The organism is Pseudoxanthomonas sp. GM95 (genome assembly GCF_900109775.1).
Lineage (GTDB): Bacteria > Pseudomonadota > Gammaproteobacteria > Xanthomonadales > Xanthomonadaceae > Pseudoxanthomonas_A.
In genome coordinates this window covers 338821-364979 of record NZ_FOAX01000004.1, presented here as the reverse complement: position 1 = coordinate 364979, position 26159 = coordinate 338821, and the positions used below count along the sequence as shown (strand labels likewise).

The 26159-nt window shown below is 66.9% G+C and carries 23 protein-coding genes and 1 tRNA gene; 5 read left to right on the top strand and 19 right to left on the bottom strand.

All coding sequences use genetic code 11. From position 1 onward, the window contains the following. Positions 1-10: 10 nt before the first annotated feature. Both BMZ17_RS19570 and BMZ17_RS19565 read left to right on the top strand, forming a co-directional pair. Positions 11-3463, top strand: coding sequence for a hybrid sensor histidine kinase/response regulator (locus BMZ17_RS19570; protein WP_093143721.1), 3453 nt, complete (start codon positions 11-13; stop codon positions 3461-3463). A gap of 97 nt (positions 3464-3560) precedes the next feature. Further along, the gene (locus BMZ17_RS19565; protein ID WP_093143719.1) at positions 3561-4199 is read left to right on the top strand and encodes an exopolysaccharide biosynthesis protein; all 639 of its coding nucleotides are present in this window, start codon (positions 3561-3563) and stop codon (positions 4197-4199) included. 651 nt (positions 4200-4850) lie between these two features. On the opposite strand, the gene BMZ17_RS19555 is transcribed toward BMZ17_RS19565, so the two are convergent. Beyond that, positions 4851-6242: an FAD/NAD(P)-binding protein gene (locus tag BMZ17_RS19555; protein WP_093143691.1), complete on the bottom strand. Its 1392-nt coding sequence runs from the start codon at positions 6240-6242 to the stop codon at positions 4851-4853. Positions 6243-6252: 10 nt separating this feature from the next. Next, on the bottom strand, positions 6253-7182 hold the full coding sequence (locus tag BMZ17_RS19550) for a LysR family transcriptional regulator (protein ID WP_093143689.1): 930 nt from the start codon (positions 7180-7182) through the stop codon (positions 6253-6255). A gap of 106 nt (positions 7183-7288) precedes the next feature. Between BMZ17_RS19550 and BMZ17_RS19545 the strand changes: the two genes are divergently transcribed. Continuing rightward, entirely contained in the window at positions 7289-8104 is an 816-nt protein-coding gene (locus BMZ17_RS19545) for a dioxygenase family protein (protein ID WP_093143681.1), read from the top strand. Beyond that, entirely contained in the window at positions 8101-8757 is a 657-nt protein-coding gene (locus BMZ17_RS19540; RefSeq protein ID WP_093143680.1) for an alpha/beta hydrolase, read from the top strand. The genes BMZ17_RS19545 and BMZ17_RS19540 overlap by 4 nt, the downstream gene beginning before the upstream one ends. A gap of 30 nt (positions 8758-8787) precedes the next feature. Here the strand turns inward: BMZ17_RS19540 and BMZ17_RS19535 are convergent, their stop codons facing one another. From BMZ17_RS19535 to BMZ17_RS19500, 9 genes are all read right to left on the bottom strand, one after another. Beyond that, positions 8788-9381 (bottom strand): DUF3011 domain-containing protein, encoded by a 594-nt coding sequence (locus tag BMZ17_RS19535; RefSeq protein WP_093143679.1) that lies wholly within the window; start codon positions 9379-9381, stop codon positions 8788-8790. Further along, positions 9378-9779 (bottom strand): EF-hand domain-containing protein, encoded by a 402-nt coding sequence (locus tag BMZ17_RS19530; RefSeq protein WP_093143678.1) that lies wholly within the window; start codon positions 9777-9779, stop codon positions 9378-9380. Before BMZ17_RS19530 ends, BMZ17_RS19535 begins: the two co-directional genes overlap by 4 nt. A gap of 76 nt (positions 9780-9855) precedes the next feature. Beyond that, positions 9856-11277, bottom strand: a complete 1422-nt coding sequence (gene cls, locus BMZ17_RS19525) for a cardiolipin synthase (protein WP_093143677.1) — start codon at positions 11275-11277, stop codon at positions 9856-9858. 132 nt (positions 11278-11409) lie between these two features. After that, a complete protein-coding gene (locus BMZ17_RS19520) occupies positions 11410-13761 on the bottom strand; it encodes a putative bifunctional diguanylate cyclase/phosphodiesterase (RefSeq protein WP_093143676.1) in 2352 nt (783 codons plus the stop codon). Further along, on the bottom strand, positions 13758-13916 hold the full coding sequence (locus BMZ17_RS21205) for a hypothetical protein (protein WP_175485686.1): 159 nt from the start codon (positions 13914-13916) through the stop codon (positions 13758-13760). Before BMZ17_RS21205 ends, BMZ17_RS19520 begins: the two co-directional genes overlap by 4 nt. Positions 13917-14089: 173 nt before the next feature. Continuing rightward, positions 14090-14254, bottom strand: coding sequence for a 50S ribosomal protein L33 (gene rpmG / locus BMZ17_RS19515; RefSeq protein ID WP_093143674.1), 165 nt, complete (start codon positions 14252-14254; stop codon positions 14090-14092). Between the two features lie 11 nt (positions 14255-14265). Further along, positions 14266-14502, bottom strand: a complete 237-nt coding sequence (rpmB, locus tag BMZ17_RS19510; protein ID WP_014159265.1) for a 50S ribosomal protein L28 — start codon at positions 14500-14502, stop codon at positions 14266-14268. Positions 14503-14773: 271 nt separating this feature from the next. Next, positions 14774-15049: a hypothetical protein gene (locus tag BMZ17_RS19505; RefSeq protein WP_093143664.1), complete on the bottom strand. Its 276-nt coding sequence runs from the start codon at positions 15047-15049 to the stop codon at positions 14774-14776. Positions 15050-15176: 127 nt separating this feature from the next. Then, positions 15177-15253, bottom strand: a tRNA-Arg gene (locus tag BMZ17_RS19500). A gap of 362 nt (positions 15254-15615) precedes the next feature. Between BMZ17_RS19500 and BMZ17_RS19495 the strand changes: the two genes are divergently transcribed. After that, positions 15616-16341, top strand: a complete 726-nt coding sequence (locus BMZ17_RS19495; RefSeq protein WP_093143662.1) for a phosphatase PAP2 family protein — start codon at positions 15616-15618, stop codon at positions 16339-16341. A 50-nt stretch (positions 16342-16391) separates the two neighbouring features. On the opposite strand, the gene BMZ17_RS19490 is transcribed toward BMZ17_RS19495, so the two are convergent. The 8 genes from BMZ17_RS19490 to BMZ17_RS19455 form a co-directional block, all read right to left on the bottom strand. Beyond that, a complete protein-coding gene (locus tag BMZ17_RS19490) occupies positions 16392-17384 on the bottom strand; it encodes a glycosyltransferase family 8 protein (RefSeq protein WP_093143660.1) in 993 nt (330 codons plus the stop codon). A 104-nt stretch (positions 17385-17488) separates the two neighbouring features. Continuing rightward, positions 17489-18460: a UDP-glucose 4-epimerase GalE gene (galE, locus tag BMZ17_RS19485; protein ID WP_093143658.1), complete on the bottom strand. Its 972-nt coding sequence runs from the start codon at positions 18458-18460 to the stop codon at positions 17489-17491. A 68-nt stretch (positions 18461-18528) separates the two neighbouring features. Further along, positions 18529-19671 carry a glycosyltransferase family protein gene (locus BMZ17_RS19480; protein WP_217645860.1) on the bottom strand — a complete coding sequence of 381 codons (1143 nt, stop codon included), beginning with the start codon at positions 19669-19671 and terminating at the stop codon, positions 18529-18531. A 246-nt stretch (positions 19672-19917) separates the two neighbouring features. Further along, the gene (locus BMZ17_RS19475) at positions 19918-20811 is read right to left on the bottom strand and encodes a glycosyltransferase family 2 protein (protein ID WP_217645858.1); all 894 of its coding nucleotides are present in this window, start codon (positions 20809-20811) and stop codon (positions 19918-19920) included. A 37-nt stretch (positions 20812-20848) separates the two neighbouring features. After that, entirely contained in the window at positions 20849-22051 is a 1203-nt protein-coding gene (locus tag BMZ17_RS19470) for a glycosyltransferase family 4 protein (protein ID WP_093143644.1), read from the bottom strand. Then, complete coding sequence (locus BMZ17_RS19465; protein ID WP_093143643.1) at positions 22048-23568, bottom strand: oligosaccharide flippase family protein; 1521 nt, start codon at positions 23566-23568, stop codon at positions 22048-22050. Before BMZ17_RS19465 ends, BMZ17_RS19470 begins: the two co-directional genes overlap by 4 nt. Further along, positions 23558-25006, bottom strand: a complete 1449-nt coding sequence (locus tag BMZ17_RS19460; protein ID WP_093143642.1) for a hypothetical protein — start codon at positions 25004-25006, stop codon at positions 23558-23560. Before BMZ17_RS19460 ends, BMZ17_RS19465 begins: the two co-directional genes overlap by 11 nt. Continuing rightward, positions 25006-26136, bottom strand: coding sequence for a glycosyltransferase (locus BMZ17_RS19455; protein ID WP_093143641.1), 1131 nt, complete (start codon positions 26134-26136; stop codon positions 25006-25008). The genes BMZ17_RS19460 and BMZ17_RS19455 overlap by 1 nt, the downstream gene beginning before the upstream one ends. Positions 26137-26159 lie beyond the last annotated feature (23 nt).

Genomic DNA, 26159 nt, shown 5'->3' with positions numbered 1-26159 from the left:
GGGGACGTGGATGATTTCAGGTTGGGTGCTGCTGGGGATTTCGATCGGCTATGCCGCGGTGTTGTTCGGCGTGGCCTGGCTGGGCGATCGCTATCCGCTGTATCCCAATCGCCGCTGGCTGCGGCCGGTGATCTATTCGGCGGCGCTGGCGGTGTACTGCTCGTCGTGGACGTTCTACGGCGCGGTCGGCACTGCGGTGCGCCACGGCGTGAGCTACCTGCCGATCTACCTGGGACCGCTGCTGCTGATGCTGTTCGGCTGGCGGATCATCGAGCGCCTGGCGCTGGTGGCGCGCAGCCACAACATCGTCTCCATCGCCGACTTCATCTCCTCGCGCTATGGGCGCTCGCGCCGGCTGGCGGCGCTGGTGACGCTGATCGCGCTGTTCGGCGTGATCCCCTACCTCGCCCTGCAGTACAAGGCGGTGGCGATGAGCCTGGGCGTGCTGACCGGGCACAATCCGGAGGCCACCGGCTTCTTCCACGATCCGGCGCTGTACGTGGCGCTGCTGATGGCGCTGTTTGCCGCGTTGTTCGGCACGCGCCAGGTCGATGCGACCGAACACCACCACGGCATGATGGCGGCGTTGGCATTCGAGTCGGTGATCAAGCTGGTCGCACTGGTGGCCGTGGGCCTGGTGTCGTGGCAGTGGCTGGGCGCGCGCGAGCATCCGCTGGGCGAGGCCGCGCGCACGCTGTTCGAAAGCCAGCCGCCGGTGGGCTTCTTCACCCAGACGCTGCTGGGCTTCCTGGCGATCATCTGCCTGCCGCGCCAGTTCCAGGTGGCGGTGGTCGAATGCGGCGACGTTGGCGACGTGCGGCGCGCGCGCTGGATGTTCGGCGCCTACCTGCTGATCATTTCGCTGATGGTGGTGCCGATCGCCACCGCGGGCGTGGAGCTGTTCGGCGGGCATGGTGCGCAGGCCGGCGACACCTTCGTGTTGGCGCTGCCGCTGGCGATGGGCCAGGACACGCTGGCGATGGTGGCCTACATCGGCGGCTTCTCGGCCGCGACCGGCATGGTGATCGTGGCCAGCATCGCGCTGGCGACCATGATCAGCAACGACCTGGTGATGCCGATCCTGCTGCGCCGCGGCTGGGGCGAGCGCCACGACGCGGCCGACATGGCCACGCGCGTGCTGTGGATCCGCCGCTTCACCATCCTGCTGCTGGCGCTGTGCGCCTACGCCTACCACCGCGGCAGCAACGGCGACAGCACGCTGGCCAGCTACGGCCTGATCGCCTTCGCCGCGGTGGCGCAGTTCGCGCCGGCACTGATCGGCGGCCTGTACTGGCGCGGTGCCAGCAAGCGCGGCGTGGAGCTGGGCATGGCGGTGGGCTTTGCGGTGTGGGGTTACACGCTGCTGCTGCCGACGTTGTCGGCCTCGGGCTGGCTGGGACCGGCGTGGCTGCAGACCGGGCCGTTCGGCCTGTCGTGGCTGCGCCCGCAGCAGCTGTTCAACCTGAGCGGCTGGGACCCGCTGACCCACGGCACGTTCTGGTCGCTGCTGCTCAACGCCGGCACGATGATGATCGTCTCCGCGCGCTGGCGGCCCAACCTGGACGAGCGCCTGCGGATCGTGCCGTTCCTGGATCCGTATGCGCAGCGGCGCGCGCTGATCGCCAGCGAGTGGCCGGGCAACGTGCACGTGGCTGACCTGATGTCGCTGGCCCAGCGCGTGGTCGGCGAGCGCCACGCCTCGCGTGCCTTCACCGAACAAGCACGCGAACTCGGCCGCGAGCTCAAGCTCGACGCCAACGCCGACCGCGCCTGGGTGCAGTTCACCGAGCGTCTGCTGGCCTCGGCGATCGGCGCGGCCTCGGCGCGGCTGGTGTTGACCAGCGTGCTGCGTGGCTCGGGCATGGAGCTGGGCGAAGTGGTCGCGGTGTTGGATGAGGCCGGCCAGGAGCTGCGCTTCAACCGCGAGATCCTGTCCAGCACGCTGGAAAACATCAGCTCCGGGGTGAGCGTGGTCGATCCGGAGATGCGCCTGGTGGCGTGGAATCGCCGCTACCAGACCATGTTCGGTTATCCCGAAGGCATGCTCTATGTCGGCCGTCCGGTCGCCGACCTGATCCGCTACAACGCCGAAAAAGGCGAGCTGGGCGATGGCCAGGTCGAAGAACAGGTCAACAAGCGCATCAGCTACATGCGCGCCGGCTCGCCGCATGTGTTCGAGCGCGTGCGCAGCGACGGCCAGGTGATCGAGATGCGCGGCCAGCCGCTGCCCGGCGGCGGCTACGTGACGAGCTATAACGACGTCACCGAGTTCAAGCGCGTCGAACTGGCGCTGCTGGAAGTCAACGAACACCTGGAGCAGCGCGTGGCCGAGCGCAGCCAGGAAGCCGAGTCCGCGCAGCAGTCCAAGACGCGCTTCCTCGCGGCGATCAGCCACGACGTGCTGCAGCCGTTGAACGCCGCGCGGCTGTTCACCTCGGCCCTGCGCGAAAGCGGCGGCGATGCGGCCGAACAGGTGCGCCTGGCCGAGCGCGTCGATGCCTCGCTGCGTGCGGCCGAAGAACTGCTGGACGGCCTGCTGGATGTTTCGCGCATGGACGCCAATCGCCTGCGCGCGGAGCTGACTGATTTCGATGCGGCCGAGATCCTGCGCGAACTCGCCGCGCAGTACGCGCCGGTCGCTGGTGGCCGCGGCCTGCAGCTGCGCATCCATGCGCGTGGCACCGCGCCGGTGCGCAGCGATCGCCGCCTGCTGCGCCGGGTGCTGCAGAACTTCATCGCCAATGCGCTGCGCTACACGCGCTCGGGCCGGATCGTGCTGGGCATGCGCGGGCGCGGCGACCTGCTGGAGTTGCAGGTGTGGGACACCGGCCCGGGCATCCCGCCGCAGCACATGCGCCAGATCTTCGATGAGTTCCAGCGCTACCAGCAGCCCTTCGACTGGGGCGAGCAGGGCCTGGGCCTGGGCCTGTCGATCTGCCAGCGCATCTCGCGCGTGTTGAACGCGCCGCTGGATGCGCGCAGCAATGTTGGCAAGGGCAGCATGTTCTCGATCACCGTGCCGCGCGCGGCCGGGATCAGCGAGCCGGTGGTGCGCCCGCGTCGCGCACCGGCCAGCGATTCGCTCGCCGGCCTCAAGGTGCTGTGCGTGGACAACGATCAGGAAATCCTCGACGGCATGCGCGTGCTGCTCAGCCGCTGGGGCGTGGACGTGATCACCGCCAGCACCGTCGATGCCGCGCTCGAACGCGTGGCCGAGGGCCCGGCGGTGATGCTGGTGGATTACCACCTGCACGATCGCCTGGAAGGCCTGGACACGCTCGATGCGCTGCGCGAGGCCAGCCCCGGCCCGATCGCCGGCGCCCTGCTCACCGCTGACGGCCGCGATGAACTGAAGGTCGAGGCACGCGATCGTGGCTATCGCCTGCTGACCAAGCCGGTGAAGCCCGCCTCGCTGCGTTCGTTCCTGGCCGCGCACAGTGATCGCAGCCAAAGCGCGGGATGAATGCGGATGACGCACGCGGCTGTCGCGTGCGTCATCTGACAGCGCCGACATGCGTCACCGGGCTAGGCTCGCGCTTCCCCTGCATTTGCCGCGCTGCATGACGACGCTTGCCGAGACGCCCGCTTCGCTGGGCGACCAGTTGCAACAGGCCATCGACGGCCTGCCGCCCGATCACCTGAGCCTGGATGCGTTGCTGGAGCAATTCGGCCCGCAAGGCCTGTTGCTGCTCACCGCGCTGCTGACGCTGGTGTTCCTGATCCCGGTCTCGATCCCCGGCGTCAGCACGGTGTTCGGCGCAGGCATTTTGCTGGTCGGCATTAGTCGCCTGCTGCGACGTCCGTTGTGGCTGCCGTCGACGCTACGCGCGCGCCAGCTGCCCGCCGACAAACTGCGCGGCGCACTGGGCCGCGGCATGGTGTGGGTCGCGCGCCTGCAGAAGGTCAGCCGGCCGCATCGGCTGCCGGCGCTGGTGGATCGCCGCCTGGCCGAGACGCTCAACGATGCGGGCTTGGTGCTGGGCGCGCTGCTGCTGATGGCGCCGTTCGGCTTCGTGCCTTTCAGCAACACCTTGCCCGGGTTGGCATTGCTGCTGCTGGCGATCGGACTGATGCAGCGCGATGGCGTGGCGGTGTTGCTGGGGCATCTGATGAATGCCGTCAGCATCGTGTATTTCTCGGTGTTGATTGGTGGGGGTGGGTTGGCGGTGAGGGAGATGTGGCAGCGGGTGTTTGCTTGATGGGTGTCGGTTCGTTTTGGCGTGCTTCTCTCTTTGTAAGCAAGTGCAAAGCTTTCACGCCGCTTCGCGGCGCGAGCCACTTTTGTCTTGGCAAAAGTAGCCAAAACCGCCAGCGCCTGACGCTCACCGGCGCGTTGCGCCGGTCCCCTGCGCTCCTCGCCTGAAATGGCATGGCGCGGGAACTCGCTACGCTCAAACACCCGCGCCTCTTCGGCCATTTCAGCCTGCGGTGCTCGGCTCGCTTTGAAGGCGCTGAAGATCAACAGCTGAGCAACAGCAACAGCAGTGCACGACATCGCCCATTTCGTCATTCCCGCGAAAGCGGGAATCCAGGGACGTTTCTTTGCTTTGCTGCTCCAAAACCTCCGCGAGGCACGGCGAACGGACGAGGACAAACCCGCAGGGCGACGTGCATGGATGCATGTCGTTTTTGGAAGGGACAGGGATGCCCCTTCCAAACTCCCTCGCCCAGTAGCGAACCTGCGCAAAGCGCAGGCGTGCCGCCCGCAGTGTGTTGACCAGACATGCGTCTGTGGAAAAACGCTTCTTTGCCTAGCTTTCTTTGCACAAGCAAAGAAAGTAAGTCGAGTGGTGGAGCCGCACGAAAGCTATGCGCTTTAGCGCTACAGGCTCAGGATAAAACCCATTGAGTCAATGGCGAACAGCGCCTTCGCCAGACACCACCGCCATCGCGATCTCCTCCGCCTGCCCCCGCAACTCCGGGATCGCCAAGCTTTCCCACAGCGATCCAATCCGCAGGCTCCCCAACGCAAACACCGCCGCCTGCGCGACCCCGTCGGCATCCAGCACCCGGCCGCGTGAGCAAGTAGCCAGGCCAATGCCATGCGGACCCGGCTGGGCCAGGCCGCGGCCGGCCAGTTCGGTCAGCAGCGGATTGCGCATCGCCTGCACGCGCAGTTCCACGCCGGTGGCATTGACCACGCAGGCCGCTTCCAGCGACAGCGGCCGGCCGTGCAATCCGTGCGCCTGCAGTTGCACGCAGCGCTCGCCGGCCACGGCGGTGTCCAGGCGCGCGCGATGGCGCTTGAGTTGGCCGGCGTCGAGCGCCTGCTGCAGGCGTGCGTGCACGGCTGGAGCGATGCGGTGGCGATGCACGTCCCACAAGCGCACCACGTGGCGCAGGAAGCGGCGCTGGTCCGCGCACGACAACGTCGTCCACAGGTGCTGCACATGCGGGCGCAGCGCATCGACCACCGCCTGCCAGGCGATGCCGCGCGTGGCGGCGCTCGCCGCTTCAGCGCGCAAGGCATGCATGCGGCCACGCAAGGGCAGGGCGGCGAAGGCATCCACGTCCAGCGCGTAGGCCGGCTGCCCATCGGCATGCGGCAGTGGCATCAGGCCGTGGCGCGAGAGCACGTGCAGCGTGCCGCGATGGCCGGCGGTGAGCAGCGCCATTGCGGTGTCGACCATGCTGAGGCCCGAACCGATGATGCAGACCTCGGCATCGGCGGCGATGCTGTCCACCGCCACGGTGTCCCAGGCTTCGATCCGGCGGCCTGCGGGCAAGGCGGAGGCGCCGCGCGCCGGCAAGGGGCGCGGCGCATTGCCGGTGGCCAGCACCAGGTGCGCGGCTGACAGCGCGCTGCCGTCTTCCAACGCGAGCAGCAGCTTGGCGCCTTGGTGTTCGATCCCGATCGCGCGGGTCTGCACGTGGACCAGGCTGGCGCAGCTGGCGTCGCGCGCGTCCTGCAAGCGCTGGGCCAGGTAATCGGCGAACGCCCGGCGCGGCACGAAGCGCGCGGCCAGCTCTGCACGCGCGATGTCCGGTTCGCCAAGCTGCAGCCAATCGACGAAATCGCCCGGCGCGGCGTTGAAGGCACTCATGCCGCCGGCGCGCACGTTGAGCAGGTGTTCGGCATGGCGCGTGGCATGGGCGCCGCCGCGGCCCAGCTGGGCGCGCGGTTCCAGGATGGCGATGCGCAGCGGCGCGGTCGCGCTGCGCAGCAGGTGGATCGCCAGCAGCGTGCCGGCGGCACCGCCGCCGATGATGGCCAGGTCGTAGTGGGGCGTTGAAGCGAACATCACGGGATTCCTACGCGGCCGCCGTCAGGTCGGTGGCCGGCTTGGTGCGGGGACAGCCGTCGGCAAAGGCTTCCACCAGGAAATCGATGAAGCTGCGCACCTTCGGCGCCAGGTGGCTGCGGCTGGCGTACACCGCGAAGATCTTCACCGGCGGGATGCTGTAGGCGGGCAGCAGCTGGACCAGGCGACCATCGGCGATGGCTTCGCCGACGATGAAATCCGGCTGCAGGGTGATGCCCATGTCGGCGATGGCGGCCTCGCGCAGCACGTCGCCGTTGTTGGCGCGCAGGCGTTCGCGCACGCGCACCGATTCCTCGCCGTCCGGGCCTTCCAGGCGCCATTCGTCGCCGCCGGCCCAGTAGCGGTAGCCCAGCACGTCGTGTTCGGCCAGGGCGGCCAGCGACTGCGGCGTGCCGGCGCGCTTGAGGTAGCCGGGCGAAGCGCAAAGGGCCATCGCCGATTCGGCCAGCGGCCGGGCGATCAGCGAGCCGGCCGGCTGGCGGGTGATGCGGATGGCCACGTCGTAGCCTTCCTCTACCAGATCCACCAGGCGGTCGGACAGGTCCAGGTCCACGGTGACCTGCGGATGCAGCTGGCTGAAGCGGGCCATCAGGTCTCCCAGGCGGGCAATGCCGAAACTCACCGGGGCATTGACCCGCAGCGTGCCCGAGGGTTCCAGCGACTGTGCGGTGACGGCGGCCTCGGTGGCCGAAAACTCGGCCAGCAGCTTCAGGCAGCGCTCGTGGTAGGCCGCGCCGGCGCTGGTCAGGCTGACGTGGCGGGTGGTGCGATTGAGCAGGCGCGTGCCCAGGCGCTGCTCCAGCCAGGCCACATGGCGGGTGACGCTGGGCGTGGACATGTCCAGCGCGTCGGCGGCGGCGGAAAACCCGCTGCGCTCGACCACCGCGGCGAACACCCGCATGGCTTCGATCGTGTCCATTGTTTCTTGCCCCGTAACAAATTCTGGCTTGCCACGGAGTTTATCCGTTAAGCGTGACGCAATAGTCTGACCGCTGCGTTCTCTTCTGCCGCAAACAGGTCTTGCCATGAACACTGCCGCCCGCCTGCCTTCGCTCTACATCTCCCACGGCTCGCCGATGACCGCGCTGGATCCCAAGCTGGTCGGCGTGCGCCTGGCCGAGCTGGCGCGCGACCTGCCGCGGCCCAAGGCGATCGTGGTGGCCTCGGCGCATTGGCTGGCGCGTGCGCCGCTGGTGGGCGGCGCGGCGCAGCCGGAGACGATCCATGACTTCGGCGGCTTCCCGCAGGCCTTGTTCGACATCCAGTACCCGGCGCCGGGTGCGCCGGACGTCGCCCTGCGCGCGGCCCAGCTGCTGCACGCCGCCGGCCTGGACCCGCACATCGATCCGCAACGTGGCCTGGACCACGGCGTGTGGGTGCCGCTGCGCCTGCTGTATCCGGATGCGGACATCCCGGTCGTGCCGGTCTCGATCCAGCCCATGGCCGGCCCCGCCCACCAGCTGGCCGTGGGCCGTGCGCTGGCGCCGCTGCGCGACGAAGGCGTGCTGGTGATCGGCTCGGGCAGCATCACCCACAACCTGCACGACTGGCGCAGCTATAGCGAAGGCAAGCAGGCGCCGTACGTGCAGCCTTACATCGACTGGGTCGAGCACCAGCTCGCCGCCGGCGACGTGGCCGCGATGCTCGACTACCGCCGCCAGGCACCCGATGCCGAGCGCGCCCATCCCACCGACGAACACTGGCAGCCGATCTACGTCGCCATGGGCGCAGCCGGAGACAATTTCCGCGCCACCCGGATCGACGCGGGCATCGACATGGGCTTCCTGGCGATGGATATCTATCGCTTCGACGACGCCCTGCCGGCGCAGGCGGCGGCATGAGCACGCTGCATTTCATCGAGCGTCCCGCCACCGGCAACCCGCGCGGCCTGTTGGTGCTGCTGCACGGCGTGGGCGCCAACGAAGGCAGCCTGTGGCCGCTCTCGCTGGAACTGCCCGCCGACCTGCACGTGGTGCTGGCGCGCGCGCCGCTGGCAATGGGGCCGGGCATGCACGCCTGGTTCCCGGTGCGCTTCACCCCGCAAGGCCCGCAGATCGATCCGGCCCAGGCCGAAGCGAGCCGCCGTGCGTTGATCGAGTTCATCGCTGACCAGCAGGCGCGTCTGGGGATTGCCCCGGCGCGTACCCTGGTGGCCGGCTTCAGCCAGGGCGGGATCATGAGCGCCAGCGTGGCGTTGACCGCGCCTGCAACGGTGGCGGGGTTTGGCGTGTTGAGCGGGCGGATCCTGGCGGAGATCGCGCCGCTGATCCCAGTTGATATCGCTGCGCACGGCTTGCACGGATTGGTGCTGCATGGCGTGCGTGATTCGAAGCTGGGTTACTTCTTCGCCGAGCGTGCGCAGCAATTGCTGCAGCAGCTGGGCGTGGCGCATGCGCTGAAGGCGTACGACGCCGATCATGAGTTGACGCCGCAGATGCGGAAGGACTTTGGTGCGTGGGCCGCGCAGCGGCTGCCGGTTGCAAAAGCAGCCTGACCCGCGGCCTGCTGCGACGGACCGCGCGCCTCAGTACACCGCGAACGTCGCCCGGCAGCCGCGATCCACCCAGACCCGGTTGCCCTCCATGCCCCACGAATCGCCGTAGCGGCAGGCACTCTTGCTCTGCTGTCGGTAGACCTCCACGTGGCCGCGCACCCGGCCTGCGTCGCAGTAGGTGAAGCGGTTGTCGCTTGATCCGCAATCGAACGTCTGGCGGGGACGCCCCCCGTCGTAGCGGTCGTCTTCGCGATCACGGTCGCGATCCTTGTCGCGGTCGTGCTTGCTGGCCAGGATCGCCGCGCCGATCAGCCCGATCGCAACTGCGGCGCCAACGGCGGCATCCTTGTTGTCCGAACGGCTCGTGCTGCCGACGTCGAACTCGGCCCGGCAGCCATTGGTCACCCACACACGGTTGCGGTCGTGGCCCCAGGTATCGTTCTCCCAGCAGCCTTGCGAACTCAGTTGCCGGCTGAGCGTCACCCGGCCGCCGTTGCTGATCGGACAACTCACGTAGCTGCCGCTGCGGGACTCGCAGGTGACCGTTTCGGCCTGGGCGGGGAGCGCGATCAGTCCCGCTGCTGCAAGACAGGGCAGCGCCAGGGCGCGGAGGATGGCATTCATGGCATGGCCTCCAGGTGCATCGGGTGTGCGTTGGCGAATGCGGTCAACTCGTCGGTGTCCAGTTGGCCGTCGTGGTTGGTATCGAAGCTGTCGAAAGTGGGCCTGAGCGAATCGGCAAAGTCCTTCAGCGGCAACGCGCCATTCTTCAGGGTCAGCTGGCCGGTGGCGGTCCATTCCGGCGGAATCTCATCGGCCTGCAACGTCCCATCGTGGTTGACGTCGGCCAGCACGAAATGGCGCATCAGCGTATTGCGGCACTCCTCGAATGAGACGCTGCCATCAACGTTGCGATCCATTCGCTCGAGGATGCGCTGGACGGTGGTGGCGGGTGAATCGTCGGTGGCGGCGAAGGCCGGCCCACTACACAGCAGCAGCAACAGCACGGCGGTCCGGCACATGGTGCAATTCCTTGTGGGCGTCTGTGGCCGCAGGATGCGCCTGCACCGGAGGCGGTACAAGCGGCGCCGCGGGACGCTAGATGAAGGAGTCCGCCAGCCGCGCAATCCCCTCCCGACTTCGCTTCCAAGCCGGTCGCCGATTCCACTCCGCCAACGTCAACGCATCACTCTCGGCCAGATACTCGCCTTCGATCTGTCGCATCCGCGCGACCACGCCGGCGTCGTAGCAGATCATGCCGACCTCGGCATTGAGCGCGAACGAGCGGATGTCCAGATTCATCGAACCCACCAGCGCCATCGAATCATCCACGCTCAGATGCTTGGCGTGCAGGAAGTGCGGACGGTAGTGGGCGATCTTGACGCCGGACTGCAGCAGGTCGCTGTAGTACGACTCCTGCGCCCACGCGGTGAGCTGCTGGTTGTTGCTGCGCGAGAGGATCAGCTGCACGTCCACGCCCGAGAGTGCGGCGATGCGCAGCGCGCTCAAGGTGCCGTCGTCGGGGACGAAGTACGGCGTGGTCAGCACCAGCTTCTTCTGCGCCAGGTGGATCAGTGCGCAGACCACGTCGCGCGCGTTGGAGAACGGGTACGCCGGCCCACTGGGCAGTAGCTGCGCGGCGACGTTGGCGTCGTTGACCGGCGTGGTGGCGATCACTTCCAGCCGCTCGCCGGTTTCCAGGTACCAGTCGCTGGCGAACACCGCTTCCAGGTGCGACACCGCTGGGCCTTCGACACGTGCGACCAGCTCGCGGTTGGGATAGCCGCGCACGAAGGCGCCGGCATCGGCCAGGTTCTGCGAACCCACGTAGCCGGCGCGGTTGTCGATTACCGCGATCTTGCGGTGGTTGCGCAGGTCGATGCGGCCGCTGCGGCGCCAGCGCAATCCACCCGGCAGCAGCTCCTGCACCTGCACGCCACCGGCGCGCAGGCGCGCGGCATAGGCGCGCATGCCGGGCTTGGCGCCCACCGCATCCAGCATCAGCCGGCACTCCACGCCGCGCGCCGAGGCCTGCAGCAGCGCCTCGCACACCATGTCGCCCACCTGATCCTGGAACATCAGGTAATACAACAGGTGCACGCGATCGCGCGCGCCGGCGATGTCCTCCAGCAGCGCACGCAGCGAGGCGTCGTAATCGTCCAGCAGCGCCACTGCGTTGCCGTGGGTGGGCATGAAGTCGCCCAGCCGCTCGACCAGCGGCACCATTTCGGTATCCGCGCCATCACCTTCGGGCTGCCAGCGCAGTTCGCCCAAGGGTTTTTGCTCCTCGCGGATCAGCAGCGAGGCTTCGGCCTGGCGGCGCACGCGTTCGCGCGACAGCCACGGGTGGCCGAACAGCAGATACAGCGGCAGGCCGGCCAGCGGCACGAAGAACACCAGCAGCAGCCAGCTACGCGCCGCCGCCGGCGTGGTGCGAGAGGGAATCCACGCCAGCGCGGCCAGGCGGATCACCCAGTCCAGGATGAGCAGCCAGCTGCCGATGGAAGAGGGCTCGGTCATCGATGGCTCGGTGATCGGGTCATGGCCTGATGATGCCGCTCGCGCGGTGAACGCGATAGTGATGGCCCTGTCATCGATGCAGGCCGGTATCGCGGGGGAACGCGCCTTCGCCCGCATCGGGCCGGGCGCGTCTCAGGATGGGGTACGGGGTTCGCGCGCCGTCGGTGCCGGGCCCTGCAAAAGTGCTTCGAAGCGCGCCGTGTCGAGCGCTGCAGACACGTAGTAGCCCTGTGCGTGGTCGCAGCCGATCTGGGTGAGATAGACCAGCGCGGCGGCGTCCTCCACGCCCTCGGCGGTGACGCGATAGCCGAGCTGGTGGCCGAGTTCGACGATCGACCGCACGATGGTGCGGTCTTCCCGCACGTGGGCCAGGCTGGTGATGAAGCTGCGGTCGATCTTCAGCTCGCGCACCGGCAGCCGGCGCAGGTAGGACAACGAGGACTGGCCCACGCCGAAGTCATCAATGGCCAGGTCAATGCCCTGCGCGGCCAGCGCGCCGAGCACGTCCAGCGCGGTGTCCGGGCGATGCATGATCGCGCTCTCGGTGATCTCCAGCTGAAGCCGCTGTGCCGGTAAGCGGTGCAGCGCCAGCAGGTCGGCCACGCGGCGCGGCAGCTGGCGGTCTTCCAGGTCGCGCGCCGAGACGTTGATCGCCACGCGGATGTCGTGGCCGGCGGCCTCCCAGCGGCCGGCCTGGGCCACGCCGGCGGCCAGCGCCCAACGGGTCAGACGGCGGATGTTGCCGGTCTCCTCGGCCAGCGGGATGAAGGTGTCCGGCGTGATCGCCCCGCGCTGCGGATGCGACCAGCGCACCAGGCCTTCGGCGCCGTCGATGCGGCCGCTGGCCAGGGCCAGCTTGGGCTGGAAATGCAGGTGCAGCGCATCGTGGTCGATGGCCTGGCGCATTTCGCTCATCAGCGACAAGCGCTCGGGGCGATGTGGATCGGTGTCGGGCTGGTAGACGGCGACCGCATCCTCGCCCCGCACCGCAGCCATGCGCGCCACGCCGGCATGGCGCAGTAGGGTGCCGGCGTCTTCCCCGTGCGCCGGGGCCAAGGCGATGCCGACCACAGGCGCCAGGTCCAGTGTCAGGTCGTCCTCGTGGTAGGGCTCGACCAGCGTGTCGACCATGCGCATCGCCAGCGCGGCGGCCTCTGCGCGCGTGGCCTGGGCCAGCAGCACGCAGAATTCGTCATCGGCCACCCGCGCCAGCAGCGCCTTGCCGGCCGGCACCAGCAGGCGTCGTCCGGCCTCGCGCATGACGCGGTCGGACACTTCGTGGCCCAGCGTGCGTACGATCTCCGGCAGGTGCTTCAAGCCGATGATCAGCAGCGCGTGCTCCTGCAGCGGCCGGGTGTCCAGTACGCGCGCGATGGCGGTTTCGGCGGCCATGCGATTAGCCAAGCCTGTGATCGGGTCGTGGCCGGCTTGGTGCAGGATGCGTGCCTCGCGTTCGCGCAGCGCATTGGCCATGGTCGAGAACGCGCCGGCCAGCTGGCCGATCTCGTCGCGGCGGACGCTGGGCGGCGGCAGATCGTAATCGCCGCCGGCGATGCGCCGTGCTGCGGCCGCCAGGTCCTCGACCGGGCGAGACACGCTGCGTGCCACCAGCCATGCACCGGCCAGGCCTGCCGCCAGACCCAGCGCGAGCAGCGCGCCCCAGGCCAGCGCCACGCGTCGGTATGGGCTGAGCGCCTCGTCCACCGAATATCCCAGCACCGCCGCCACCGGCTTGCCGCTGCGGGCGCGATCCAGCCACACTGCGCGTGCCACGTATTCGCGCCCGCCGACGGTGAGCAGACGCGATTCCTTCGGCAGCGTGGGCGCCTGTTCCAGCAGGCGTTCGGCCAGCGCGGTCTGGTCCATGCCGCGGGCGACCACGATCCAGCGCCCGGCGTGGTCGGACACGGCCAGCTCGACGCTGCGGGGCAGGGCGGACTGGTGTTGAAGCTTGGCGAGCGTGGCGTCGTCGATGGGAATGGCTGCGGCGATGAAGCCCACCAGGTCAGGCGCCAGCATCGGCACCACCACCATCCAATAGGCGTGGCCGCGCATGGCCACCACCGCCGAGGCAGGCTTTTCGAGCGCGTCGGCCAGCAGGTCCGGATGCGGGAACATCGTGCCGGTAGTGGCGACGCCCAGCGTGTCCGCTTCGATCTTGCCATCGAGGTCCACCACCAGCATCTGCGATGCACCCACGCGCCGGCCGTGGTTGCGCAGCGCCGACAGCAACGTGTCCTCGTCGTGTTGGGCGATGGCCGCGCGCAGCGCGTAATCCAGCGACAGGATCTGCACGCTGCCCGCGACCCGCCCGGAAATGTCCTGCAGCTGCGCGGCAAAAGCCTGCGCGGCCGCGCCGAGCTGGCGCTGGCCTTCACCCACCAGCTCGCGCCGAGTGACCTGGTAGACCAGCAAAGCCGTCGCCAGCTGGGTCACCACCAGCGCGGCGATGAAGAACGAGGCCAGGCGGAATCGGAAGCTCATGTGCGCGTGCCTTGCCGATTTCGGCCGATCCGCGCCGCCGTGCGTGCGCTGCGGTGGAGGTCAGCCACGCCGAGCACGTTCACGATCGATGGCGCGAGGGCTTGGCCGGAGGCCGACATGTGCGCATAAGACGGCAACGGAATGAGGAAACGCATGATGACCGGTCTTTCGTGTCGACGGGAGGGCACCACGCCGCCCAGCGGTCGGCTTCAGGAGATGCCAGGCCGCAGCGGGTGCGGTCGATTCCGATCCACGACCGGCACCCACGAAAAAGCCCGCCTTGCGGCGGGCTTCTTGAGTAACGCGAGCCTGCGGGCAGGCCTTGCGATTACTTGATCTTGCCTTCCTTGTAAGGCACGTGCTTACGCACGACCGGGTCGTACTTGCTCATTTCCATCTTGCCCGGGGTGTTCTTCTTGTTCTTGTCGGTCGTATAGAAATGACCGGTACCGGCTGTCGAAATCAGACGGATCTTGTCGCGCTTGCCTGCCATGACTTATCTCCTCAGATCTTTTCGCCGCGCGCACGCAGCTCAGCCAGAACGGAGTCGATGCCGTTCTTGTCGATGGTGCGCAGGGAGTGCGCGGAAACCTTCAGCTTGACCCAGCGGTTCTCGCTGGCCACCCAGAAACGGCGCTCATGCAGGTTAGGCAGGAAACGACGACGGGTCTTGTTGTTGGCGTGGGAGACGTTGTTACCCGTCATCACGCGCTTGCCGGACACTTGGCATACACGGGACATCTGTGCACCTCGATATGATTTTTGATCGCCCATAGCCTGGGAGATGGCGGCCCCGGCCAACCCCGGAAAACCGGGCCAGGCCATGCGATGCGGGAGTTGAAACCACTACCGGCGGCCCGGGAATCGCGCTTCCCAACCCTGATCCGGCAGGTGCCGGACGCAGTGAGCCGCGCATTATGCGGAGCTTTCCCTGTCTGCGCAAGCACTCAGGTCGCCTTGCGACCATGCTCCGGCCGGTTTGCGGCCAGCAGGGTTGGGCCGGCCGCGTGCCTCAGCTTTTGGCAGCCTGCCCTGCCTCCGGGCTGCAGCGCGGCGCCGGGCCGTAGCAGCTCTCGGTCGACGCGCGCGGGCGTGGCGCGGAAAGGCCATCGGCTGATAGGGGCGCGGGATTCGCCGTCGCTGACGCGGCCTGCACCGGGCCGCCGACGGTCTCACCCATGCTGGTGTCTACGTCAGCGCTTGAAGCATGGCCCGCACCCAGATCGCTGATCACCGTACCGATGGCCAGTCCCAGCGAGAAATACAGCGTGGACGAAAGCAGTCGCATCACACACACCCAGCATCCCCGGGACCCCAGCCTCGCCCCGCCGCCGTGCGCAGTACGTGACGGCACGGATGAACAGGCAAAGATCGCCCGCGGCATCGGCAGGCAACGGCTGGAAAACGAGGGGAATTGGCGCGCCTGGAGGGATTCGAACCCCCGACCAATGGCTTCGGAAGCCACTACTCTATCCGGCTGAGCTACAGGCGCTTGGGACTGCGTGCTGCCGCGGCTGGGCCGGCGACAGCGCGGCATTATCACTGAAAGCGTTGCAAGACGCGAACCACGCGCTGTCTGCAGGGCTTCGATTGCGACCGGCCTGCTGCCAGGAAAGCATGACGCCGCCGCGTTCAGTGCGGCGATTGCATGCCCAATTCGATGTGGCAATGCCAGCCAGAGGGAGGTGCTGCCGTTTCGTCTCGGGGCTGCGGTCGCTTCCGTCGCTTATGAAATAGAAGCCGTTCGGCAGCCGCTGGACTTTCTACTTGATGCGTTTGCGGAGAGTGTGTTCTGCAGCGCTGCAACTGCGCAGTTCGCTGATATCGTGGTGACCAGTTCGATCCGAGTCCTGCATGCAGACCGTAACGTCGCCGCTTCTCCAGCTGCTCTGGCAATGGCTGACGCAGCTGGGCGGCATTCCCTTGGTGCTGCCGCTGATCTTCAGCGCGGCGGGGCTATTGGCTTGGGGCCAACGTGATGCACGTCGGCCAGTGCTGCATTGGTTGGCCGCGTTGGGACTGGGCATTGGCCTGGTGGCGGTCAGCAAGGTGGCGTTCTATGGCTGGGGCACTGGCATCGCTGCCTGGGACCTGACCTGCTTCAGCGGCCACACCATGCTGGCGATGTCGTGCTGGCCGATGCTCGCGGCCTTGATGTTCTTCCCTAGCCGCTGGCGCCCGGTGCGCGCGCTGGCGGCGATGCTGGGCGCGATCCTGGCGGTGCTGGTGGGCTGGGCGCGGGTCCGCACCGGCGCGCACCCGGCGTCGGAAGTGATCGCCGGAGCGCTGCTTGGGGGGATGGTGTCGGCTTACGCACTTTGGGCCTTACGTGACTGCACACTGGCGCCTGCCCGGCGCCTGGTCCTAGTGCCGATCTTCGCCGTGGCGCTGGCGGTGACGGCCTCGCCCTTTGCCCAGATGCCGAGCGAGCAGTGGATGGCGCGCTTTGGCGCCGCGCTGTCCGGTGCCGGGCAAGCCGTCTCACGGTTCGAGTGGCGCACTAAAAGCCGGCCGCCAGTGGATGCCTCACCCGGCAAGGCGAGTTTCCAGGCATTGCGCCCCCGTGGGGATCCCGTCTGATCGGCGCAGGTTTGCCGGCAGGCGCGCTACGGGCCTGGCCCTGGTGGATTTCAGGAGAGGATGAAGTCCGCCGCGGTCATGCGGCGTACGAAGCGCCACTTGCGAGCGATCTTGATCGGAAAGGCGATTCGGTAAAGACGCAGTCGGCGGTCGTTGGAGGCGCGGGCCTCCTGGTTCTGCGCTTCGGTCCAGGCGGGCGGCGCGAACGGTTTCAGCACCGGCCACTGGTCCACCAGCGCTGCGTACTGCGGCATGAAGACGCCGTTCCACGGCGCGCCTGCGTATTGCCAGGGCTTGCCGCCACCGGTGAAGTGGAGGATGGCCGGCTTGAAGCGCCCGGCCATGTCCAGCGGCGCGTAGTCGCTGATCCAGTTGTAGCGCGGTGACAGCACGTCCCGCCGCCCCTTGAAGACGGCGTTCAGCGCGCTCTGGTCGTGGTACCGGCACAGGGTGGAGTGCGCGAGGAAGAACGCCATCGCCTGCGGGAACAGGGTTTCCATCGTCACCCGGGAGATGGAGAACACGCCCGAGTTGAAGTAGTCGTCCTGGCTTTCCAGGCCCAGTCCATGCAGGTACGGGCCCAGGCTGCGGTCATGCAGGTGGTAGCCCAGCCAGGCCTTGTCCCCCGCTGCGGCGATGCGCCCATCGGGCACTTCCAGCACGGCCAGGGGCCTGATGTCGCCCACGATCTGGGTGTCGCCATCGATGTAAGTGATGTGCGTGTACTGCGCCGGCAGGTGCTCGGGAATCAAGAATCTGGCCAGCGCCGACCGGGGCACGTGAGTCTTGTTGAACGACACCGTGTCGGGCAGTTCGACAGCCGGCATCGCGATGCCGATCAGTCCCAGCCGCTGGATCTGGTCCAGTACCGCTTCGGCTTGGCCCGGTGTGAAGCCGTTGATCATGATGATCACGTCGGCAATCCCCTCCGGCATGACCTGCCTGGCGACCTGCTGGGCCGATACCAGCGTGGGGACCAGGAAGCCGGCGTCGGTGCAGTAGACGACGGCATGGTGGCATGGCGTGGGCGGGGCGACGTTCAAGGTGGCGGTCTCCGTGGGGGAATGCTGGAGCGGTGTTGCGCACTGTCGCGGTGGGCTTGCGGCAACCTCGGCCGGTCATGTTGGCAGGGCCGGGCAGCGCAGGCTCAATACGCCTGCGCCTGGTGCCAGCGCCAGGCGCTGTCGATGATGCTTTCCAGTTGGGTATGGACCGGGTTCCAGCCCAGCACCGAGCGTGCCTTGCTGCTGGAGGCCACCAGTACCGCGGGGTCGCCGTCGCGGCGGGCAGCCTGGACGTGGGGGATCTCGCGTCCACTGACCTGACGGCCGGCCTCGAGCACTTGGCGGACGCTGAAGCCTTGGCCGTTGCCGAGGTTGAAGGCATGCGCCCCGTCCACGTCTGACATCAGTCCCAGCGCACGCAGGTGGGCGTCGGCCAGGTCGAGCACATGCACGTAGTCGCGCACGCAGGTGCCATCGACGGTGTCGTAGTCGTCGCCGAAGATCCTCAGCTCTGGCCCCGTTCCCAAGGCCGCGCGCAGCACGTTGGGGATCAGGTGGGTCTCGGGTTGGTGCGATTCGCCGATGCCCTCCTCCGGGGCCGCGCCGGCGGCGTTGAAGTAGCGCAGGCAGGTCGAACGCAGTCCGTAGGCACTCGCCGCGTCGGCCAGGATGCGCTCCACCATCAGCTTGCTGGCGCCGTAGGGATTGATCGGCGCCTTTGGATGGTCTTCGTCGATCAGCGCGCTGACGGGGTTGCCAAAGATCGCAGCGGTCGAGGAGAACACCAGCTTGCCCACGTCATGCTGGCGCATGGCCTGGAGCAGGTTGAGCGTGCCCATGACGTTGTTCTCGTAATAGGCATACGGCTCTTGCACGGACTCGCCAACCAGCGAACGCGCGCAGAAATGCATGACCGCATCTACCGGCCGTTCAAAGGCCGCATCGAGTGTCTCCGGCTTGAGGATGTCCGCCTCCACCAGGCGTCCCCAGCGCACCGCGGGGCGGTGCCCGGTGCTGAAATTGTCCAGCACGGTAATGTCGTGGCCGGCGCGCGTGGCAGCCAGCGCGGCGTGTGCTCCGACATAACCTGCGCCGCCGCAAACGAGAATATGCATGTTGGATCCACGTCCTGTCGTATCGAAGTGATGCGGTACAGGCCCAGCCGTCTGGCCGGGCCACCTGTTTAAACCAGCGCCGGCTGTTCCAGCAGCTCCCGCGACAGCTCGGCGTGGCGGCGTGCGTACGCCACCGAACCGAGCCCTGCATCGCCCATGTGCGCCTGCGCCCGCTGCGCCATCTCCAGGCGGCGCTGCGCCTGCGCGCGGACCTGTGCGATGGTCTCGCGCAATGCGTTGGCGTCGCCGGTGCGGTAGTACCAGATGCAGTCATCGCCGAAATAGGCCTCCAGGCCACCGGCATCGGCTGTGATCACTGGGAGGCCCTTGAGTACGGCCTCCTGGATGACGGTGATACCCGAGGCATGCAGGTTGGCCTTCAGTGGCACCACCACCAGGTCGGCCCAGGCATAGGTTTCTTCCAGCGCTTGTTGGGTGCGGGCCGCGCCGATCTGGACGTTGGCCATGCCGCCGGCCGCCTTGGGCGGGAGCGAGCCGGACAAAATCCGCAGCTCTGCCCCAGGCGTATCAGCCACGGCCTGCAGCAGGGTCGGCCAGTCGCGATGCCTGTCGTTGCCCAGCGATAGCACCCGCAGTGACCCTGACCACGGCGTGGCTGAGGGCGCGACCGGGTTACTCGCGTTGATGCCGAAGCGGACCAGCTCGCAGCGCTGGCCGGGGAACAGCGTGCGTGCCTTGGCCAGGTTCATCTCGGAGTGGAAAGTGAGCAGGTCCGCGCGCCGCAAAAGCCGCTGGTACAGCCAGCGATGCAGTGGCGTCAGCCGCGGCCAACGGTCGATCAGCCAGACCTGCTGGAGCAGCAGCCTGGGCGGGCGCGCCGGCCGCAGCAGGGCCAGCAGCGCGCAGACGGCCAGGCTCTGCGATTCGGTGTGCGTCCAGATCACGTCCGCCGCCAGCAGCAGGGCGCGGTTGCGCCAGGCGTGGACCAGGTCGAAACCCAGGATCGCGCGCAGGCCCAGGCGAGCCAACTTGACAAGGGCGTTCTCGGGCGCATCGACCGAATAGTGGACGTCGATGCCGAACGCCTCGGCATGGAAATAGCCATAAGCCATACGCTCGTTGGTGCCGACCAGGGCACCAGACGCGTACTTCACATCCCAGCCGCCGATGCCGAAGCCGCGTGCCACCAGGACCGCGGCCCGCACCCGCGCGGGTGCCTGAACGGCAACGACCGTGTCTGAGTGGTTCATGCGTGGGCTGTCCATCGCGTGGCGTCCTTGGCTTGCGGAGCGCACGGACGGTCCTTTGCGGCCATCATGAGCAGGTGTTCGCGTTTGCAGAGTGCGGCCATGGGTCTCTCACGATCTGGAGCCTTGCGGATTGATGCCAATTCGTGGCGCATCGCGGTCAAACTATCGCTGCATGGTCCGCACGCCGGGGGGCTGAAAGGGCAGGGCCGGTAACTTCCTGGAGCATCAAGTTGTGGGTGGCGCGCCTCAGAACTTGGTGATGTTCATCGGCGAGATTCTGGAGGTCAGCAGGTCGCGCAGTGCTTGAAGGTTGCCTTGCAACCTGCCCTTGCGGTCAATCCAGGGTTCGGCCCGGAAGCTCTTGAGCGCGTTGGCAGCGATGTTGCGGCAGATCTGCGAGGTAGCGCGCTGCCATTCCATCGTGCCCTTACGGGCCAAGTAGACCGGGTTGGCGACCTGCGAGTAGCCGAGGCGTCGCCCCGAGCTGCGCCCAGAACGCTTCGTGCCCATGTGCACGCCGCGCAGCCGGTTGGTCTTCAGGATGGCGCCATGGGGTGCAAGCTGTCGGCAGAAGTCCACGTCTTCGAGCCAGGCATAGAACGGCAACATCTCGTCGAAGCGCAGGGCGTGCTCGCGCACTGGTGCCATGCGCAGCGCCATGTTGCACCCGTAGGCATTATAGGTGTCGTCCAAAACCTCGGTCGCGTCGAAATCCTTGTCGGCGCGGAGGATCGCGAGCGACTCGTCCAGGCTCAGGCCCGGGCCGAGGATGCCGTCGGCCAGAACATAGCCAGTAGCCACCACTGCGCGAGGATGGGCCTGGAAAAAGCGACGGGTCTCCTCGATAAAATCGGTTTTGGGCACATAGTCGTCGTCGAAGAACACGATGACATCGGCTTGGGTGGCCGCTAACAGCGTGTTGCGTTGTGCGGGAAGACCAGTCGGGCCGGGGACGACGCGGATCGGCTTGGGGTAATGGGCCAGGCCCTCTAAGTCCACGTCGGCTTCTGACGCCGGGCAGATCAGGAATTCGTCAGGCAGCGTGTCTTGCTTGCCAAGCCATTCGATGACTTCGGCCAGGACCTCGCGGCGGCCCGCGGTGGCGATGCCCACGGCGATGGTGAGGTGCGGTTGGGTCACGCGCGTGGTCCTTCGTTGTTCAAGAGGGAGGCCCGGTTCATTGCGGGGAAGTCGCTTGCGGATGAATCGCGCCGCCAACATGGGCGGCGTGGTCAGCTACACACAGGCGGGATTCGGGCAGGATGAGTTCAAGGAGTGCGTAGGCAGCCCGCCGCCAGCTGAAATCGCTGGCATGAGCCCGTCCCTTCGCACGCAGGCCATCAGCCAGAGCTGGGTCGGAGATTATGCTTGCGAGAGCGTCAACCCAGGCATCAGCACGGCCTGCATCGGCATAAACGGCGGCATCGCCACACGTTTCCGGCAGCGCCCCGCAGGGCGCTGCGACTACCGGGCAGCCCAAGGCCATGGCTTCCAACGGGGGCAATCCAAATCCTTCGGTCAGCGACGGGAAAGCGAAGGCGCCGGCGTTGGCGATCAGGCCCGTCATCTGCTCATCGGTCAGGCGACCTGGGAACACCGTGCTGGGCGGGACCGCATGGCCACTGCGCTCGAAATCGGTGCGCGAGATGGAGCCGAAGAGTACCAGTGTGATCTCTGCCAGACGAGGGTCGGCGAAAGCGCGCAGCAGCACCGGGATGTTCTTGTGAGCCTGCAACGTCGACAGGGCCACGACGTAGCGCCCTGGCTGTAGTGCGAGGCGCTGGAGGATGTCTGTATCTTGCTGGATTTCCAGCACGTGGTCGCAGCCGTTGTGGATTACCGAGATTCGGTCAGCGTCGGCGACCCGGTACTGGACCAGCTGCTTCTTCGAAAAGTGCGAGACAGTCAGGATGCGGCGGTTGGCACGGCCGAGCATCGGCTGAATCAGCCTATACCAAGTGGCGAACTTCCACGAATATGAAGCTGGCGAAGAGTGGACCTGCGCATCGTGCATCATCGTGTACGCATTGAATTTAGCGACTGGACCGAGGTTGCAGAGGTTGATGAGCGTCGAACCACGCGCTCGGATGGGCAGCACCAAGTGCTCCCACGGGATGCTCTTGAACCAACGGCTGAAACGGCTGGAGCCGGAGATTCGGATCGCGCCAAGCGTGATGGCGCGTGTTTCGTCGCCGGGAACGATGAGCTGCACATCGAGCTTGCTCGCAAGGTGTTGGTTTTCAACGAGTAGTTGATCCAAGGCTACGATCAGCTGCTGGGCGACACGCTGCACGCCCGTGGACGCATGCGTACTGGTTAGAAACTTACCGTTGAAGCTGATCCGTCGCGCCGATCCCTGTGTGGTGCCCTGCAGGTTCATGCGGTTCTCCCCGCCATGAGCTGGCGTCCAAAGCGGATAAAGTGTTCGATCATGCGTCCAAGCTGTTCGAAGAGGAAGGAAGAAGGTCCGAGAGGCTTACCGGCTCGCCACCAGATGAGATAGATGATGGTCAGGTAGATGCCGAGGTAGGCCAAGCCGAAGGTGGACATCAGGGCGATTGTTGCCACTTCGCTGTGCGTCTTTAGCGTTGCCGCGCCCAGAAACAGCGCCGATGACGCCAGCAGTACGGCGATCAGCGCGGGCAGGCAAGCACCCAGTTGAGCCAGCATGCCAGTGGACGCAAGCTTTCGAGCAAGCACCATGCAGACCAGCATGGCAGTCAGCAGCCCGCATGCATTGCCCAGCACGGCGCCCATGACGCCAAGATAGTGAATACCGATGAGCATCACGGGGAGCTTGACGGCCAACTCGGTGAAGGTCCTCAGTGCGACCAGCTTCGTACGGTCTCGAACCACGGCCAGGGCGGCCAGAGGAATGGTCGGGACAGACAGCAGCTGGATCACTGCCAGCCATCGAAGCAGTTCAGCAGCGTGTTGCCATTGGGGTCCCAGCACGATCCTGACGATCGGCTCCGCCCAGACGCTCATCATCACGAACACCGGTGCCATGACGAGCATCAATGCACTGATCGTGGTGAGGTAGGTCCGGGCGACCTGCTCCCCAGGTGCACTCTTGGAGAACGTCACCATCAATGGGCTCTGCAATGGGACAACCAGCGATTGTTGTGGCAGAGCGTTGAGGTTGACCGCCATGCTGTACTGGCCAAACTGCCGGGTATCCATGAAGCGCGGGAGCAGCAGCCTGTCGAGCTGCCAGCTGATCGCGCTACCAATCTGAGAGATGAAGTTCCACCCGATCAAGTTGGCGAAGTGGGACCAGGCCGCCAGGGACAGTCTTGGTCGCATGGGAACCAGCACGTAGGACAGCAAGGTGGTGACGGTGGGCGCGAGAATGGTGTTGAGGGCGATGGCCCAGTAGCTGTCGGCAGTCAGTGCGACGACGATCGCCACAATTGCAGCGATCAGTTTCCCACTGACTTCGATGACCGCATCGCGGCGGAAGTCGTAGTTGCGCGCGAACTCCACCATCCGCGGACTGGCAATGCCCCGCATCGTCGGTGCCAGTGCCAGCGCGCAGACCAACAGCGCCAACCTGGGTTCGCCGTAGAAGCTGGCCAACGGCCAGGCGACGCAGCACAGCAACGCAGTGATGGCCAAGCCGCGCACCAGCCCCAAGGTGAAGGCGGTGTTGAGCAATGTGCGATCGATCGCCTCTGATCGGATCAGGGCCGTGGAAAGTGGAAGTTCGAGGATCGCCTCGATGATGGAAATCAAGGCCATGGCCATGGCGACCAGGCCGAAATCGGCAGGACCGAGAAAGCGCGCAAGACAAAGCAGCGTCACCATGTCGATCAACTTTGCCGTCAGGCGAGATCCCACCGTCCATGCGCCAGCGCTGACGGTCCTGCCGTGGCTGCCTTGTCGCTCAGCGCCCATGAAGGGGTACCACTAATGCGGAATATTCCCGTCCATCAGGCGCAAGACGATTCAATGAGCTGCTGTTCGCGCGCGCAGCCGCGTACGCAAGACCGTAGATGAAGGCATTGGCCAGGCCGAAGTCAGCCGCGGTCCCGGCCAGGATCGCGCAGGCGAAGGCTGGTACATAAGACCAGCGTAGCCCGCGCAGGATCGCCCTGCCGGTCGGATCGTCGGCACGGCCGCGTCGGGCCAGGGTGGTGGCCACGAAGACCAGGTATAGCGCTGCACCAAGGAAGCCGGTATTGCTGGCCAGTGCGACCAGGAAGTTGGAGGCGCGGGTGCCACCCACGCCCACCCCGAGCCCGTGCGTGGTCAGCAGCGCCTCCCAGGACACGGCGGTCCACATGCTGCGTTCCTCGTAACTGCTGGAGGTGCTCTTCTGGAAGATGCTGGCGTCGATCAGCTGCCAGATCGAGGCCTGCACTGAGGGCATCAGTAGCAGCCCGCCGATGCAGGCCACCACCAGCAGCACGCACATCGCGAACTCGCGGCGAGTGGCGCGCGAGATGCGGTGGTTCCAGGCCTGGCCGAATGCACGCCAGGCCCATTCGGCGCCCGCTGCCACGGCCAGCACACCCAGGCCGACGTAAGCGGAGGACGAGGTCGACAGCCAGGTCATGGCCAGCAGGACCAGCAGCAGGGCCGGCGTCCACCGGCGCATCCTGCCGACCGGCAGCGTGCCGCGCAGGAAGTACAGCAGGCTCAGGAGCAGCACGCACAGCGCGCCGAAGGACGAGGCCTCCGGCATCAGGCCGACGATGCGCTTGCCGCCGCCAACGGTGGCCGCATCGGTCAGCAGCGAATAGCCGGCGGTGCGGAACAGCCCCAGCACCGGCTCCAGCGGCACGTAGGTGCCGGCCAGGTCCAGCAGCCCGGTCACGGCGGTGGCGGCCGCGCCGACCCAGACTCCGCGTACGGCCTGAACGCGGCGCTGTTCGGAGGACAGCAGGCGCGCGAAGCAGAACACCGTGATGATCGAGATCGACAGGTAGGCGAACTGCGAGACGTTCTGCATGTTGGCCATTAGCGGCTCGGTCTGCATGAACCCGGTGATGCGTACCGGCACGATCCGGGTGCCGGCGAACAAGGTCGGCATGAGCAGGGTGGCGAACCCGGCCACGATCCAGAACAGCGTCAGCAGCAGCATTCCGGCCGGGCGCGCGCCCATGACCAGTGCCGAGGCGATCTCCTTCTGGCCGGAAAACACCCGCGCGGTTAGCAGCAGCGCCACCAGCGGCGACGGGGTGAAGTTCATGCCGCCGCTCATCCCCGGCGGGATCGCCGCGAACGCGCCAAGCGGCATCGTCGCGAAGAACATGTACAGCAGGACAGGACGCCGGGAGACCAAGCCCCACGCCGCACACGCCCAGAAGATCAAGATGGGGAGCAGTTCCATCAGGCGGCCGGCCGCGCGGCGCCCTCTGGTTCTGGCGACAGGGTCGCCGCGCCGGGCCGGCCGATGCCGTCGAAAAACGCGGCCAGGCAGCGCAGGAACACCGAGGTGTCGAATTGCCGCGCATGGTCCTGTAGCGCCTGCGGTGAAAACGCGGCTTCGCCCTCGAAGCGCTCGATGGCGGCCATCAGCGAATCGGCGGTCTGGGCCTCGAACAGGATGCCGGTCTTGCCGTCGATGACCGTTTCAGTTGCCCCGCCACGCGCATAGGCGATGACCGGGCGGCCACTGGCCATGACTTCCAGCGGGATGATCCCGAAGTCCTCCACGCCGGGGAACAGCAGCGCCTTGCATTCGGAGAAATGCCGGGCCATCTCCGCATCGCTGACCCGTCCGACGAAGCTCACCGTCGGCCCGGCCATCCGCTTGAGCTGCTCGCTCGCGCCCGAGCCCAGCACCACCAGCTTGCGGCCCAGGCGGGTACAGGCCTCCACGGCGATCTCCACCCGTTTGTAGGGCGTGATCTGGCCGGCGCACAGGTAATAGTCGCCCAGCGTATCGCTGGCCTTGAATCTGGCAAGGTCCACCGGCGGGTGGATGACGCTGGCCTCGCGCCGGTAGTACTTGTTGATGCGCTGGGCAACGTAGCGCGAGTTGGCGATGAAATGGTCGACCCGGTGCGAGGTGGTGACATCCCACTGGCGCAGGATCGGCGCGGTGACCGACATGGCCGCGCGGGTCAGCGCACCGGAGGCGCGGCGGTATTCCGGGTAGAGGTCCCAGATGTAGCGCATCGGGGAATGGCAATAGCACACGTGGGTCGCGCCGGGCCCGGGCACGATGCCCTTGGCCGGACCGGCCTCGCTGGAAATGACCAGGTCGTAGCCGGTCAGGTCGAAGGACTCCAGCGCGAAGGGCATCAGCGGCAGCATCTTCTGGTAGTGCTTCACGCCGCCAAGCTTCTGCAGGAACGAGGTGGTGATGCGATGCCGGAGCAGCTTCTCCGACAAGGCCGAGCGATCAGCGACCAGTGTGAAAATGTCGGCCTGCGGGTAGAGATCGCAGAGGGCCTCGAGGACTTTCTCGCCCCCACGCATGCCGACCAGCCAGTAATGGACCAAGGCGACTTTCATCGGCTTGCCTGTGCGCGCACTGA

Coding starts and splice junctions, on each gene's coding strand:
- BMZ17_RS19550 (WP_093143689.1), bottom strand. CDS start 7,182: ATGGACACGATCGAAGCCATGCGGGTGTTCGCCGCGGTGGTCGAGCGC.
- BMZ17_RS19555 (WP_093143691.1), bottom strand. CDS start 6,242: ATGTTCGCTTCAACGCCCCACTACGACCTGGCCATCATCGGCGGCGGT.
- rpmG (WP_093143674.1), bottom strand. CDS start 14,254: ATGGCAGGCAAGCGCGACAAGATCCGTCTGATTTCGACAGCCGGTACC.
- BMZ17_RS19460 (WP_093143642.1), bottom strand. CDS start 25,006: ATGGAACTGCTCCCCATCTTGATCTTCTGGGCGTGTGCGGCGTGGGGC.
- BMZ17_RS19520 (WP_093143676.1), bottom strand. CDS start 13,761: ATGAGCTTCCGATTCCGCCTGGCCTCGTTCTTCATCGCCGCGCTGGTG.
- BMZ17_RS19565 (WP_093143719.1), top strand. CDS start 3,561: ATGACGACGCTTGCCGAGACGCCCGCTTCGCTGGGCGACCAGTTGCAA.
- BMZ17_RS19505 (WP_093143664.1), bottom strand. CDS start 15,049: ATGCGACTGCTTTCGTCCACGCTGTATTTCTCGCTGGGACTGGCCATC.
- BMZ17_RS19470 (WP_093143644.1), bottom strand. CDS start 22,051: ATGAACCTGCAGGGCACCACACAGGGATCGGCGCGACGGATCAGCTTC.
- BMZ17_RS21205 (WP_175485686.1), bottom strand. CDS start 13,916: ATGCGTTTCCTCATTCCGTTGCCGTCTTATGCGCACATGTCGGCCTCC.
- BMZ17_RS19495 (WP_093143662.1), top strand. CDS start 15,616: ATGCAGACCGTAACGTCGCCGCTTCTCCAGCTGCTCTGGCAATGGCTG.
- galE (WP_093143658.1), bottom strand. CDS start 18,460: ATGCATATTCTCGTTTGCGGCGGCGCAGGTTATGTCGGAGCACACGCC.
- BMZ17_RS19455 (WP_093143641.1), bottom strand. CDS start 26,136: ATGAAAGTCGCCTTGGTCCATTACTGGCTGGTCGGCATGCGTGGGGGC.
- BMZ17_RS19535 (WP_093143679.1), bottom strand. CDS start 9,381: ATGAATGCCATCCTCCGCGCCCTGGCGCTGCCCTGTCTTGCAGCAGCG.
- rpmB (WP_014159265.1), bottom strand. CDS start 14,502: ATGTCCCGTGTATGCCAAGTGTCCGGCAAGCGCGTGATGACGGGTAAC.
- cls (WP_093143677.1), bottom strand. CDS start 11,277: ATGACCGAGCCCTCTTCCATCGGCAGCTGGCTGCTCATCCTGGACTGG.
- BMZ17_RS19545 (WP_093143681.1), top strand. CDS start 7,289: ATGAACACTGCCGCCCGCCTGCCTTCGCTCTACATCTCCCACGGCTCG.
- BMZ17_RS19480 (WP_217645860.1), bottom strand. CDS start 19,671: ATGAACCACTCAGACACGGTCGTTGCCGTTCAGGCACCCGCGCGGGTG.
- BMZ17_RS19465 (WP_093143643.1), bottom strand. CDS start 23,568: ATGGGCGCTGAGCGACAAGGCAGCCACGGCAGGACCGTCAGCGCTGGC.
- BMZ17_RS19540 (WP_093143680.1), top strand. CDS start 8,101: ATGAGCACGCTGCATTTCATCGAGCGTCCCGCCACCGGCAACCCGCGC.
- BMZ17_RS19570 (WP_093143721.1), top strand. CDS start 11: ATGATTTCAGGTTGGGTGCTGCTGGGGATTTCGATCGGCTATGCCGCG.
- BMZ17_RS19530 (WP_093143678.1), bottom strand. CDS start 9,779: ATGTGCCGGACCGCCGTGCTGTTGCTGCTGCTGTGTAGTGGGCCGGCC.